The sequence below is a fragment of the Streptomyces pinistramenti genome (genome assembly GCF_020564935.1).
GTDB lineage: Bacteria > Actinomycetota > Actinomycetes > Streptomycetales > Streptomycetaceae > Streptomyces > Streptomyces pinistramenti.
In genome coordinates this window covers 205,529-218,559 of record NZ_JAJCXB010000004.1, presented here as the reverse complement: position 1 = coordinate 218,559, position 13,031 = coordinate 205,529, and the positions used below count along the sequence as shown (strand labels likewise).

The window sequence follows — 13,031 nt, the reverse complement described above, 5'->3', positions numbered from 1 at the left end:
TGCTCCGGCGTCACGGGAGGTGTCGCCCGCGGCGACACCCGGAGCGTCCGGCGCCGCCCGGCGGCGTCGGATCCGCGGCACCCGTGGTGTCCGAGCGTCCCGCACGGAACGTGAGGACGGAAGAGGGTCCGTCCCTCCCGGATCACCCTCGGTTGTCCGGCGGTGTTCCGGGGGGCCGGGTGAGGCGGGTGTGCAGGCTACGGGCCGAGGCGTCGGTGAGGGCCGCGATCTGGTCGATGACGGCCCGCATCCTGGCGGTGTCGTCGTCCGCCGCGTCGAACAGCGACCGGAACTGCGGGTCGAGGCCGTCGGGGGCTCTGACCTGGAGGGCATCGGCCAGTTCGGCGATCACGATGCGCTGGTCGGCGCGGAGCGCTTCCTGGTCGGGCCGTTGCATGACGTAGCGGTCGGCGACGGCCTTGAGAACGGCACATTCCAGCCGGGTTTCGTCCGGAACCACCAGGGTGGCGCGGTAACGGGTGAGGCGCCCGGTGCCGTATGCGGCGCGGGTGGCCGATTCCGCGGCCAGGCAGAAGCGGCCGATCAGTTGGCTGGTGGCGTCCTTGAGGCGGGCCTGGGCGAGCGCGGAGCCGTCGTAGCCGTGCGGCCACCATTCCTGGTCCAGGAGGCGGTCGAGGGCGGCGGCCAGCTCGGCGGGGGCGGCGCCCGGTGCGTAGCGCGCGGCGGCGACGTCGAAGATCTCGGCGCGTTCGGCGTCGGCGAGCAGGAGGTTGGGGTCGAGGTGCCCGGCGTGCAGGCCGTCCTCGACGTCGTGCACGGAGTACGCGACGTCGTCGGACCAGTCCATGACCTGCGCTTCGAAGCTGCGTTCCGTCGCGGGGGCGCCCTGCCGGAACCATTCGAAGACCGGCAGGTCGTCCTCGTAGACGCCGAACTTCGAAGAGCCCGGGTCGGTGGGGTGCGCGCCGCGCGGCCAGGGGTACTTGGTGGCGGCGTCGAGGGCGGCGCGGGTGAGGTTGAGGCCGACGCTGACCGCGCTGCCGTCGGCCGCCGGGCAGAACCGCTTGGGTTCCAGGCGGGCCAGCAGCCGCAGCGACTGGGCGTTGCCCTCGAAGCCGCCCCAGGGCGCGGCGACTTGGTTGAGCGCCTGTTCGCCGTTGTGCCCGAAGGGCGGGTGGCCGAGATCGTGCGCCAGGCAGGCGGTCTCGACGAGGTCGGGGTCGCAGCCGAGTGCGGCGCCCAGTTCGCGGCCGACCTGGGCGCATTCCAGGGAGTGCGTGAGCCGGGTGCGCGGGCTGGCGTCCCAGAGGTGGCTGAGGCTGCCGGGGGTGACGACCTGGGTCTTGCCGGCGAGCCTGCGCAGCGCGGCGGAGTGCAGGACGCGGGCCCGGTCACGCTGGAAGGCGGTGCGGCCGGGTCGTTTGTCCGGTTCGTCGACCCAGCGTTCGGCGTCGGACGGTGTATAGCCGGGGACGTCGTGCCCGCCGGGCGGGCGGCCCGGCGGGGCGTCCCCGCGTGCACCGGGCCCTGCGGCGGCCGGCCCGCCGGTGGCGTCGGGGCCGGCGCCGCGGGTGTCCGCGTCCCGGCCGGTGCTCGATGGTGTGCCCGTCATGCTGCGACGGTAGCCGCCCCGGTGCCGAGCGGGCCGGAACCGCTACGCGCCAGGAGCACCTGGTCGTAGTGGTGCAGTACGAGGCGGGCCGGTGCGGGGTGGTCACCCGGGGCGCCGCCGCGGTCCCGGGGGCGTCGGCGGCGCACCGGGCGGCGAAGCGTCCGGGGGCGGTGAAGCGGGAGGCGACGGCGATCCTGTGGTGGGCGCGGGCGGTCAGCGCCCGCACCGTTCCGGCGACGGTGGGGCGGGCGGCCGACGCGTAGGCGGACAGGACGGGGATGCCGCCGCGCCGGGCCGGGAGCAGCTCCGCGAGGGCGGCCGTGCCGGAGGCGGAACGGGGGCACGGGAGCCGGCGGCGGCCAGGATGACGGCGGTGCGGCCCCGGGGCGGGGCGCCTGCGGAGTGCCGCCTTTGGGGCGGGGCGCGGGTGACCGGTCTCCGGGGTGAACCCGGCCTCCTCCAGGCGGCCGGGCAGCGCTTCGGCGAGCAGCGGGTGCGGGCCCAGGGGCGCGGCGGTCCTGCCGGTCAGGTGGGGAGGCGGCCGGTTACGCGCCACTGGGCGGGACAACCGTCCCACCCGGTGGCGCGCACCCTTCCGCGTACTCCGTCAGCGCCCGATCTACGCCTGGTGCGCATCCACTTCCTTGAGGTACTTCTCGCGGGTCACCTCGTCCAGGAAGGCCGCGCGGAACGAGTTGCGGGCCAGGGTGCGCAGCGTTTCCTCGTCCAGCCGGAGTGCGTCGCGTACGGCGGTGAAGTTGTCGTCGGCGTAGCCGCCGAAGTAGGCCGGGTCGTCGGAGTTGACGGTGACCAGCAGGCCGGCGTCCAGCATCGCGGGCAGCGGGTGGTCGGCGAGGTCGTCGATGACGCGGAGCCGGACGTTCGACAGCGGGCAGACGGTGAGCGGGATCTGCTCGGCCACCAGGCGGGCCACCAGCCGCTCGTCCTCCATGCAGCGCACGCCGTGGTCGATGCGGTCCACGCCGAGGAGGTCCAGGGCCTCCCAGACGTACGCGGGCGGGCCCTCCTCGCCCGCGTGCGCCACGCACTTGAGGCCGGCTTCCCGTGCCAGCGCGTAGACCTCCTGGAACTTCGACGGCGGGTGCCCGACCTCGGCCGAGTCCAGGCCGACGGCGGCGATCCGGTGGAGGTGCGGGCGGGCCGCCTCGAAGGTCGTCAGGGCCGATTCGGCGCTCTCGTCGCGCAGGAAGCACATGATCAGGCGGGTGCTGATGCCGTACGTCTCCTGGGCGGTGTCCAGGGCGCGGGACAGGCCGTCGATGACGGTGCCGATCGGGACGCCGCGCGCGGTGTGCGCCTGCGGGTCGAAGAAGATCTCGGCGTGCCGTACGCCCTGGGCCTGCGCGCGGGCCAGGTAGGCGTCCGCGAGGTCGGCGAAGTCGTCCTCGGTGCGCAGGACGGCCATCAGCGCGTAGTAGAGGTTCAGGAAGGACTGGAGGTCGGCGAAGGAGTAGGCGCGACGCAGCTCGTCCTCGGTGGCGTACGGCAGGGTCACGCCGTTCCGCTCGGCGAGGGCGAAGGCCAGCTCGGGCTCCAGGGTGCCCTCGATGTGCAGATGCAGCTCCGCTTTGGGGAGCGGGGTCTGGCGGGCGGGGGCTGCGGACGGGGAGGAAGGCACGCGGGTCACACCTGTTCTGCGGGTCGGGAAGGGTCCTCCGTACGCGAAGGGCCCTCCGTACGGGAAAGGTCATCGGTACCGGGAGGGTCCTCGCTGCGGGAGGAGTCGTCCAGGTTAGCCGGGGTGCGGGACGGGCCGCCGGCCGGCCAGTCGCCGCCTTCGACGGGGGTGCCGGAGGCGCGCAGCCGGGCGGCGAGCGGCTCGGCTGCGAAGTACACCCAGGCCCGTACGGTCCGGCCGTCGGAGCGGGCCGCCAGGGTTTCGACGCGCTCGTAGAGGTTGTCCCGGCCGCCGGGTGTGTAGCCCTCAAGGAGGTCGAGGGCGCAGCGCACGTCTTCGTAGTCGGCGGCGCGCGGGGTGATCAGGGCGCCGTGGATCCGGGCGTCCTCGGGGCCCGCGACGGCGTAGGGGTAGCCGGGGCCTTCGTAGAGCAGGGCGCCGGTGATCGTGGCGGGCTCATCCAATGCGGTCCTGCCGCGCAGTGTCCGCGCGTGATGGCGCCCGCCGGGGCGCAGCGTTCCGTAGACGAAGAACGGCAGGCGGTCGGGGCGCACCTTCACGGGCTCCACGGGCATGGGATCGGCCTCCTCTCGTTCGGGTACTCCCCCAGGGTGGGGTGCCTCCCTGGGACCGGTGCCTCCCCGGGGCAGACGGGGCTTCTCCTGCAACCATGCCGGCGTGTGCCGCGTCGCTGCTGGGGAGGCGGGGAGACCGCCGGCACGGGATGTGCCTGGGCGGGGCGGAGGAGCGGGGATGCGCGGGCGGGAGCTGGTGCGGCGGATGCGGCTGCCACGTACCCGGCGGGGATGGCGGCGTACGTACCAGGCCGTGGTGGTGCTGACGGTGCTCGCACTGGCGCCCGCGACGTGGCTGAACACCGCGGCGGGCCCGCGGGTGCGCACGGTCGCCGGGGCTCCGCACGCGCCGGTCGCCGTGGTGTTCGGGGCCGGGCTGTGGGACGGCGAGCCGTCGCCGTATCTCGCCGACCGGCTGGACGCCGCCGCCGAGTTGTACCGGCGCGGAACGGTGCGGGCGATCCTGGTGACCGGCGACAACAGCCGCGACGACTACGACGAGCCGGGCGCGATGCGCGGCTATCTGGAGCACCACGGCGTGCCCGCCCGCCGGATCGTCGGCGACCATGCGGGCTTCGACACCTGGGACTCGTGCAGCCGCGCCCACCGGATCTTCGGCGTGGACCGTGCGGTGCTGGTCAGCCAGGGCTTCCACATCCGGCGGGCGCTGGCGCTGTGCGATGCGGCCGGTATCGACGCGTACGGGGTCGGCGTCGCCACGCCGCGCGATGTGACCTGGGCGTACGGCGGCGTGCGGGAGATCTTCGCGGCGGGCAAGGCCGCGGCCGACGCGGCGCTGCGGCCCGATCCGCACTTCCTGGGCCCGCGCGAGGGGGGCCTCGCGGCGGCGGTGCGGTAACCGGAGCGACGGCTTCGGCGGCGCGTGCGCCCCGGGGGGGGCTTCGGTGACGCGTCCGCCCGGGGGACTCGGGCCACGTACGGCTTCCTCGTGCGCGTTCAGGCCATGGTGGCGCGGGTGTACAGGGTGAGGAGTTCGGTTCCGTAGTACGGGCTGTAGGAGATCCGGTCCGCGTGCGGGCCGCTCGGGCCGCCGCCGTTGAGGCCGCCGATGTTGCCGATGATGTGGCCGGTCCTGGTGTCCTCGTCGAAGTCGGTCATCCAGGGGCTCCCGGAGGTGCCGCCGTAGAACCCGCCGCATTCCATGCGCAGTTGACGGTGGCCGGCGAGGCGGACGGTGCGGGTTTCGCAGCGCACGGCCCGGTCCTTCGGGTCGTTGCGGACGGAGGGGTAGCCGATGACGGAGACGTCGTTGGTGTAACCCGGCGTCGGGGTGAGGGCGTTGCCGCCGGTCACCGCCTCGATCCGGCGGCCGCGCCGGTCGGGGGCGACGGTGGCGAACGCGAAGTCCAGGTCCGATCCGTCGCCTGCGGTGTCGTGTCCCGGATAGGTGAAGGAGCCGGTGATCGCCCACACGCCGTACGGCTGAGTGGCCGCCCCGGAGCGGTACTGCGGGACGAACGCGGCGTTCGTTCCCGGGTTGCAGTGGCCCGCGGTGAGGATGAGGTTGCGGTGCGGGCTGCGCACCACGCTCGCGGTGCAGTGGTGGGCGCGGGAGTTCTTGTCCACGGAAAACAGCACGCCGACGGACGGGATGCCGTCGAAGTGCCGGGCGGTCGGGGCGGCCGTGGCAGGGCGGAGGACGGATCCGTGCGTGACGGTGGTGGCAGCGGGCTCCCCGGTGGAGGGCTCACTCGCGGACGACTCCGGGGGGCGGCGGGGCTCGGCGCTCCCTCCGGGAACGGCGGCCGCCATCTTGCGGGGCGTCCAGAAGCCGGCGGCCGCGGTGGTGTTCCAGGCGGGGTCGGCGGTTTCGGCGGCTATGCGCGGTGTGATTTTGGTGTGGGGGCCGGTGGCCGCGCTGTCGTTGGTGCCGGTACCTGGGCCGTCGTTGGTGCCGGTGTGGTGTGAGGGCGTAGCCGTGGTGCCGGGGGGAGGTGAGTCGCCCGGGGTGGCGCCGGCCTGGTTCAGGGAAACGGCCGCCAGGCACAGTCCGAGCCCGGTGCCGAGTGCGGCAGCGGCCACCCTCATCCGTCGTCGCGTCATGTCAGCGCGTCTCCTCTGCGACCCAGGCCAGATAGCCGGCTGCTCCGCGGACCACCGGAGTGGCGATGATCTCGGGGGTGTCGTAGTCGTGCGCCGCCAGGATGTGGGCCTCCAGCGCGTCGTAGCGGTCGGCCGTGGTCTTGAACACCACCTGCCACTCCTGGCTGGTCTCCACGGCGTTCTGCCACCGGTACACCGAGGTCACCGGCGCACTGATCTGCGCGCAGGCCGCCACCTTGGCCTCGATGGCACCACGCGCCAGTTCCTCGGCCTTCGGCTCGCTGTCGGTGGTCGTCAGCACGGTCAGACAGCGGGGCGACCCCTCGTCGGGGCCTGGGATCACCGGATCGACGGGCTCGTACGGATCGGTCACGGGTGCGCACCCTTCGGGGTCGGGACGGCGGCACGAACCACGGCCTCGGCCGCAGCTTGGCTTGGCTTGGCTTGGCTTGGCTTGGCTTGGCTTGGCTTGGCTTGGCTTGGCTTGGCTTGGCTTGGCTTGGCGATGAAAACGATCATGCGCAGCGTACGGGCGGCAGCGTACGGAGGTCGACGCCTACTCGGGCCACCGGCCGCTCAGGATCGCCTGCTTGTGGTGATCGGCCCGGTGGCCGCCGGGAAGCGGAGCCGTGCGTGAGGCCGGGGCCGGGCGGGGCGGATCCGGTACCGACCGCGCGGTGCCGTCCGGGGCCCGGCTTGCGTCGGACGTGGCGCGGTCCACGATGGAATGGAAGGCCACGCTGCCGGCCCCGGATCGGAAAGGCCGCACCATGGACGATGACCGCAACGACCTGAACGCTCTCGTCCGCGATCAACTCGACGACGCCAGGGCCTCCGCGCACGGCCGCAGCGCACACTTCTTCCTGCACGACGGACCGCTGCGGCAGACCGTGATCGCGCTGACCGCCGGCTCCGCACTGGACGAGCACAACGCGCCGCCCGCGGCCAGCCTCCAGGTGCTGCGCGGCCGGGTACGGCTGACCGCGGCGGGCGGGAACCGGGAGCTGCGGGCGGGGGAGATCGTGCCGATCCCGCACGAGCGGCACGGGCTGCGCGCCGTCGAGGACTGTGCCGTGCTGCTCACGGCGGTCACCGCGGTAGCGGAACCGGCCCCCGCGACGACCGGCACGGCAACCGCACAGGGCTGACAGGACCGCCGCACCCCACCCCGGCACCGGCCGCTTACGTCACTCCGCACGTCCCCAGCAGGCCCAACCGCCCCAACCAAGCCAGCCAACCAACCCGCCGATCCAACCGACCCCTTTTCAGACTTCATATTTTTCTGAATGTTGCGTAGACTCCAGGCATGACCAGTTCGAAGGTGCACGCGAAGGTGCCGCTGACCGGGGCGCGGGGAACCCTGCTCGCCGCGCCCTACGGCAGGGCGACCGACAGCCGCTCGAAGCGGCCGATCCTCGGTGACCCGACGGCCGTGGACGCGGTGCGGCGCATCGACCACGACTTCTCCAGGGTGCGTATAAGCACCGGTGACGCGGCCGCCATCGCCCCGCGCGGCCGCCAGTTGGACGTGTGGACGGCACAGTTCCTCGCGACGCACCAGCGCGCCACGGTGGTCCATCTCGGCTGCGGCCTCGACAACCGCGTCCACCGCCTCGATCCGGGGCCCCGGGTGCGGTGGTTCGACATCGACGATCCCGAAGTGATCGATCTGCGGCGGCAGTTGCACCCGGAGCGGCCCGGCTGGACGGGCATACCGTCGTCCGTCACGGATCGACTGGACGGCGGGACTGCCGTCGGACCAGCCGACGATGATCGTGGCCGAGGGCCTGCTCATGTACCTGACCGAGGAAAGCGGCACGGCGCTGCTGCGGCGGCTGATGGCGCATGCGCCGAACGGGGAGCCGGCCCTCGGCGCCTTCAGCAGACACCCGGCCTGGAGAAGCCGCCGGCCGGCTACCGCCTGGCCGCCCGCATCGCCGCCCTGGTTCCCCCGATACGCAACATGGACCGGATGTATCACTGCCGGTTCCGCCCGTAGGCAGCAGGTGTCGCGGGGCAGCCCTCCGTGGGCATCCGGGGCGGCGCGGCGGGAGGTCACGAGATTACGGAGGTCAGGCCGCGAACCACTGGTCGAAGGCCAGCTTGCACAGCAGGGCGACGACCACGACCACGAGCACGCCCCGCACGAATCCGGCGCCCCGCTTGAGCGCCATCCTGGCGCCCACCATGCCGCCGACGAGGTTGAACAGCGCGAGCAGCCCGCCGAGTTGCCACATGACGGTGCCCTGGAAGGCGAACATCGTGAGCGCTCCGGCGTTGGTGCACACGTTGATGACCTTGGCGGTGGCGGATGAGGTGACCAGGTCCATGTGCAGGACGGCGGCGAGCGCGACGACGAGGAAGGCGCCGGTGCCGGGGCCGATCAGGCCGTCGTAGAAGCCGATACCCAGGCCGGCGATGAGGACGGCCGCCAGCACCCGCTGCCGGGTGACGGGCCCGGAGGGCGCGGGAGCGGTCCCGAAGGCGGGGCGCACGAGCACGAACACGAGCACGGCGAGGAGGACGACCATGATCACCGGCCGCAGCACATCACTGTTGATCCCGGCGGCGAAGAAGGCCCCCGCGAGCGAACCGGCAAGCGCGGCAAGGCCGATACGCAGGGCGATGCGTACGTCGATCGGGGTCTTGCGGAGGTAGGTCACGGTGGCTGCCGTCGTACCGACGATGGCGGTGGATTTGTTGGTGCCGAGGATGAAGGCGGCGGGGGTGTGCGGCAGTCCGACCAGCAGCGCGGGGAGCAACAGCAGTCCACCTCCCCCCACGACGGCATCGATCCAGCCGGCGGTGAGAGCCGCCAGACACAGCAGGGACAGGACGGTGAGTGATATGTCAGCGGGCACCAGGTGATCCTACGAACGCGGCCGGGCCGACCTGACCCGAACCGAAGAATGCGGAACACGAAACGGGTCACGACTCCGCACCCGGGCAGGGGCCGTGGCACGGCGGTGCGGCGGTGCGGCGGTGCGGGGAGAGCCACGGGCCCGTGAACACCCAAAGGCCGCACGGTGGCCGTCCGTTGGTGGATTTCCCACGCACCGCGGGTAGTTCGTAGGTCACGGTGTCCGCAGTCGTAGGTCACGGCGTCTGCGGCCGTAGGCCACGGTTTCCGCGCTCAGCAGCATGTCCGCCCCTCCAGGAACCGCTGGAATCCGGATGCTTTCCGGGCCCCATGGGAAGAGGTTGGTGATGACTTCAGGCGATGGCTTCAGGAGATGACTTCGGCGGCCGCGGGCAGCGCGGCGGACAGTGCGACGAAGCCGGGGCAGGACGGTGCAGCGGGCCGCAGGGCACTGCTGGCCGCCACGGTCGGCGGGATCGTCGACTCCTTCGACTGGACGCTCTACGCCGTCCTCGCGCCGTACTTCGCCGTGCAGCTGTTCCCCGGCGACGATCCGGTGACGGCGGTGCTGGGCGCGTATCTGGGCTTCGCGGTCGGCTTCATCGTCCGGCCCTTCGGCTCGTACGTGATGGGGCGGATCAGCGATGCGCGAGGGCGGCGTTTCGGGCTGACGCTCGGCATGGCGCTCACCGCGGCGGCGAGTGCGCTGGTCGCGGTGGTGCCGACAGCCGGGGCGATCGGGGCCGGTGCGCCGGTTCTGCTGATGCTGCTGCGGCTGGTGCAGGGCGTGTCGATGGGCGGCGCGAATCCGAGCGCCGCCGCGTACGTCGCCGAGACCGCGCCGCGCCGGATGCGCTTCGTCTACAGCTCGATTTCCTACTCCGGTGTCGTCGTCGGCAACATCCTCTCGTTCGGCGTGCTGGCGCTGCTGCTTGCGACTCTCGGCGCGGACGGCGTGACCGCCGGCGGCTGGCGGATCGGCTTCCTGGTGGCGGCGGTGCTGGGGCTGACGGCGCTGTGGATCCGGCGCAGCGCCGAGGAGAGCGGGGAGTTCGCCGAGCAGCGGGCGAGCGGTGCGGCCCGTACGGCTGCCGGGCGGCGCGCGTTGTACCGGGCGCATACGCGCGACAGCGCGGCGGTGTTCCTGATCACGTTCGGCATCACCGTCGGGTACTACTTCGGGACCACGTATCTGCCGCAGTACGCGCACCAGTTGGGGGTCGCGTCGGAGGCGGAGTCGGCGGCTTCGATGCTGTTACCGCTGCTGGTGCTGATCGGGGCGATGGTCGGTATCGGGCGGGTCGGCGACCGGGTGGGCGCGCTGCGCACCGTGCGCGCGGGGCTGGGGGTGCTGGCCCTGGGGACGGTGCCGCTGATGCTGGCGCTGGCGCACCGGGCGCTGCCGATGTGGCTGGTGACCGTCGTCTACCTGGTGCTGATCGCGGCGCCGTTGGGGCTGGCGAACGTGCTGTTCGCGCGGCTGTTCCCGGTGGCGGTGCGGGTGGTGGCGATGGGCGTGCCGTCCACGGTGGCGACGGGGTTGTTCGGCGGCACCTTTCCGCTGCTGGCGCAGGCGCTCGGCAGGGCCGGGCAGCTGTCGCTTGTCCCGGTGTGGGCTGCGGGCGCAGCGGCGGTGTCCTTCGGCGCGACGTTCCTGATCAGGTTGCCGAAGGGGCCGGTGTGAGGGGAGGGAAGGCAGAAGAGGGAGGGGTGCCTGGTGGCGGGGCGGACCCGGGGGCCGCCCCGGTGTGCGCACCCGCCTCCGCCCTCTCCCCCGCCCCGCCCAGCCGCCCCGTTCCTCGTACCGCGTCTGCACCACCCCACTCGTACCGCACCCCGCCAGCCTCCGCACCCCACCACCCGTTCCTCACCTCCCACCACAAGGAGCAGTGATGAATCTGCGTGACGACGCCCGTGCTCTCTCCGGCGATCTGGTGCGGCTGCGCCATGCGCTGCACCGCATCCCCGAGGTCGGGCTCCATCTGCCGCGTACTCAGGAGGCGGTGCTGGCCGAGCTGGACGCGCTGCCGCTCGAAGTACGTACCGGTGACGGGCTCAGCTCGGTGACCGCCGTGCTGCGGGGCGGGCTGCCGGGCCCGACGGTGCTGCTGCGGGGCGATATGGATGCGTTGCCGGTGTCCGAGCGGACCGGCCTGAACTTCGCGGCGGACACCGGCCGGATGCACGCCTGCGGCCACGACCTGCACACCACGATGCTCGCCGGGGCCGCCAAGCTGCTGTCCGCGCACCGCGAACGGCTGGCGGGCGATGTGCTGTTCATGTTCCAGCCGGGCGAGGAGGGCTTCGACGGCGCGCGGTACATGCTGGCCGAGGGGCTGCTGGATGCCGCGGGGCGGCGGCCGGAGGCGGCGTATGCGATCCATGTGATGTCGGCGGGCCATCCCAGCGGCGTCTTCGGTACCCGTGGCGGCCCGGCGCTGGCGGCGTCCAATGTGCTGCGGGTGACCGTACGCGGTGCGGGCGGGCACGGTTCGATGCCGCACCGTGCGAAGGATCCGGTGCAGGCGGCGTGCGCGATGGTGACGGCGTTGCAGGCGTGGATCACCCGTACTTTCGACGTCTTCGACCCGGTGATCCTCACGGTGGGCACGTTCCACGCCGGTACGCAGCAGAACGTCATCCCGGACACCGCGGAGTTCGAGGCGACGGTGCGGAGTTTCTCGCCGGTGGCCCAGGCCGCGGTGAAGGACGGCACGGTGGAGGTGTGCCGGGGGATCGCCGCGGCGTACGGGGTGGGGGTGGATGCGGAGTTCGCTGCGCAGTACCCGGTCACCGTCAACGATCACGCGGAGGCGGATTTCGTGGCCGGTGTGGTGCGTGAGGCGCTCGGTGAGGAGCGTTACGGTGCGCTGCCGCAGCCGCTGCACGGCTCGGAGGACTTCTCCCGCGTGCTGGCCGAAGTGCCTGGGGCGATGCTGACGCTGGGTGCGCCGCCCGCCGGAGCCGACCACGAGCGCAGCGCCAACAACCATTCTCCGCTGGCCGAGTTCGATGACGCGGTGCTGGCCGACGGGGCTGCGGTGTACGCGGAGCTGGCGGCGCGGCGGCTGGCGAAGGCGGCGGGTCCGGCGTAGCGGGGCGGGGGGGGCTGCGGTGCGGGATGCGGCCCGGCCGGCCGGCCGGCGCCTCCCGGCAGGTCCAGGCACGGCCTGCCGCGTTCCTTGGAGTTGGCGATCACGGCGAGGTCCACGCCGTGCGGCCCCTCGTGCGGATACGGGGTCGTCACGTCCCGCAGCTGGTTGTCGGCGGCCGAGGGGGTGCAGCGGGACCGGTCGCTGATTCCCGAGGTCCCGGGACCTTCGCCCGGCAGATCGGCGCACCTCCCCGTCGCGGCGTCCGGAGAGGGCCCGGGTCTGCGCGACTGTCCGGCCGCCAACCAGCCCTGCCGGGCGCCCTCTTAGAGGAGCTAACACAATGCTTGGACTCGTCTGTAGGTGATCACGCAGCAGGCGAGTTTGAGGAATGCCTCGTGGATGTCGTCTCGGATGTCCCAGCGGATCCGTAGCCGTCTGAAGCCGTGGATCCAGGCGTTCGTGCGCTCGACGACCCACCGGACGGCGCCCAGGCCGGATCCGTGGGGCACTCCCCGGCGGGCGATGACCGGCTTGATGCCGCGTTTCCGCAGCAGGCGGCGGTACTTGTCGTAGTCGTAGCCGCGGTCAGCGAACAGCTGCCGGGGGCGGTGGCGCGGTCGGCCGGTGGCTCCTCGGATTCGGGGGATCGCATCGAGCAGGGGCAGCAACTGCGTGACGTCGTGGCGGTTCCCGCCGGTCAGAGTGATGGCTAGTGGGGTGCCGTCGGCGTCGGTGACGATGTGGTGCTTCGAGCCGGGCCGGGCGCGGTCGACCGGGCTCGGCCCGGTTTTGGGCCGCCCCGACGGGCCTGCCGGTGCGAGCCGTCGATCACCGCCCGGGACCAGTCCAGCTTCCCCGCGCGGTGCAGCTCGGTCAGTAACACCTGGTGAAGCCGGTCCCAGACGCCGGCCTCGTGCCAGTCCCGAAGCCGACGCCAGCACGTCATGCCGGAGCCGAACCCGAGTTCCTGCGGCAGCCATTGCCATTGGATCCCGGTATGCAACACGAACAGGATGCCCTGCAGGCAGCCACGGTCGTCCAGGGGCAGCCGCCCCGGGTTGCACGACCGGCGCCGCCTGACCGGCAACAGCGGCTCAATACGTGCCCAAAGATCGTCCGACACCACCCACGGCGGACCATTGCCCTTCCCCATACCCGGCCCAACGACCCACCCAGGTACCAGACATGGCCTCCCCAGCTCTTTCTGTTAGCTCCTCTTAGAACT

At 72.6% G+C, this 13,031-nt stretch carries 12 protein-coding genes and 1 pseudogene; 6 read left to right on the top strand and 7 right to left on the bottom strand.

Translation table 11 applies throughout. From position 1 onward, the window contains the following. Positions 1-142: 142 nt before the first annotated feature. Positions 143-1,573, bottom strand: coding sequence for a deoxyguanosinetriphosphate triphosphohydrolase (locus LIU39_RS05385; RefSeq protein WP_227045156.1), 1,431 nt, complete (start codon positions 1,571-1,573; stop codon positions 143-145). Positions 1,574-1,641: 68 nt separating this feature from the next. On the opposite strand from LIU39_RS05385, the gene LIU39_RS34805 reads away from it, so the two are divergent. Then, positions 1,642-1,836: a hypothetical protein gene (locus tag LIU39_RS34805; protein WP_264482394.1), complete on the top strand. Its 195-nt coding sequence runs from the start codon at positions 1,642-1,644 to the stop codon at positions 1,834-1,836. A 356-nt stretch (positions 1,837-2,192) separates the two neighbouring features. Here LIU39_RS34805 and LIU39_RS05375 read toward each other — a convergent pair whose 3' ends face one another. Both LIU39_RS05375 and LIU39_RS05370 read right to left on the bottom strand, forming a co-directional pair. Continuing rightward, positions 2,193-3,221 carry an adenosine deaminase gene (locus LIU39_RS05375; protein ID WP_227045153.1) on the bottom strand — a complete coding sequence of 343 codons (1,029 nt, stop codon included), beginning with the start codon at positions 3,219-3,221 and terminating at the stop codon, positions 2,193-2,195. A 131-nt stretch (positions 3,222-3,352) separates the two neighbouring features. After that, a pseudogene (locus LIU39_RS05370) lies at positions 3,353-3,787 on the bottom strand (gamma-glutamylcyclotransferase family protein); the annotation flags it as partial. Positions 3,788-3,965: 178 nt separating this feature from the next. Between LIU39_RS05370 and LIU39_RS05365 the strand changes: the two are divergent. After that, positions 3,966-4,646, top strand: coding sequence for a SanA/YdcF family protein (locus tag LIU39_RS05365; protein ID WP_227045152.1), 681 nt, complete (start codon positions 3,966-3,968; stop codon positions 4,644-4,646). Positions 4,647-4,744: 98 nt separating this feature from the next. On the opposite strand, the gene LIU39_RS05360 is transcribed toward LIU39_RS05365, so the two are convergent. Together LIU39_RS05360 and cutA are read right to left on the bottom strand one after the other, a co-directional pair. Next, positions 4,745-5,851: a trypsin-like serine peptidase gene (locus LIU39_RS05360; RefSeq protein WP_227045149.1), complete on the bottom strand. Its 1,107-nt coding sequence runs from the start codon at positions 5,849-5,851 to the stop codon at positions 4,745-4,747. 1 nt (position 5,852) lies between these two features. Further along, positions 5,853-6,224, bottom strand: a complete 372-nt coding sequence (gene cutA / locus LIU39_RS05355; protein ID WP_372463808.1) for a divalent-cation tolerance protein CutA — start codon at positions 6,222-6,224, stop codon at positions 5,853-5,855. A gap of 397 nt (positions 6,225-6,621) precedes the next feature. Here cutA and LIU39_RS05350 point away from each other — a divergent pair, with 397 nt between their 5' ends. After that, on the top strand, positions 6,622-6,999 hold the full coding sequence (locus tag LIU39_RS05350; RefSeq protein WP_227045147.1) for a cupin domain-containing protein: 378 nt from the start codon (positions 6,622-6,624) through the stop codon (positions 6,997-6,999). A 158-nt stretch (positions 7,000-7,157) separates the two neighbouring features. Next, positions 7,158-7,850 (top strand): class I SAM-dependent methyltransferase, encoded by a 693-nt coding sequence (locus LIU39_RS05345; RefSeq protein WP_227045144.1) that lies wholly within the window; start codon positions 7,158-7,160, stop codon positions 7,848-7,850. 73 nt (positions 7,851-7,923) lie between these two features. Here LIU39_RS05345 and LIU39_RS05340 read toward each other — a convergent pair whose 3' ends face one another. Further along, a complete protein-coding gene (locus LIU39_RS05340) occupies positions 7,924-8,712 on the bottom strand; it encodes a sulfite exporter TauE/SafE family protein (protein ID WP_227045143.1) in 789 nt (262 codons plus the stop codon). Positions 8,713-9,084: 372 nt separating this feature from the next. On the opposite strand from LIU39_RS05340, the gene LIU39_RS05335 reads away from it, so the two are divergent. Both LIU39_RS05335 and LIU39_RS05330 read left to right on the top strand, forming a co-directional pair. Beyond that, positions 9,085-10,395, top strand: a complete 1,311-nt coding sequence (locus LIU39_RS05335; protein WP_227045141.1) for an MFS transporter — start codon at positions 9,085-9,087, stop codon at positions 10,393-10,395. 208 nt (positions 10,396-10,603) lie between these two features. Beyond that, on the top strand, positions 10,604-11,806 hold the full coding sequence (locus LIU39_RS05330; RefSeq protein ID WP_227045139.1) for a M20 metallopeptidase family protein: 1,203 nt from the start codon (positions 10,604-10,606) through the stop codon (positions 11,804-11,806). A gap of 332 nt (positions 11,807-12,138) precedes the next feature. Here LIU39_RS05330 and LIU39_RS05325 read toward each other — a convergent pair. Continuing rightward, a protein-coding gene (locus LIU39_RS05325; protein WP_227045137.1) for an IS5 family transposase occupies positions 12,139-12,959 on the bottom strand; the annotation gives its coding sequence in 2 pieces (ribosomal slippage) (positions 12,139-12,599 and positions 12,599-12,959; 822 coding nt in all). Between the last annotated feature and the right edge of the window lie 72 nt (positions 12,960-13,031).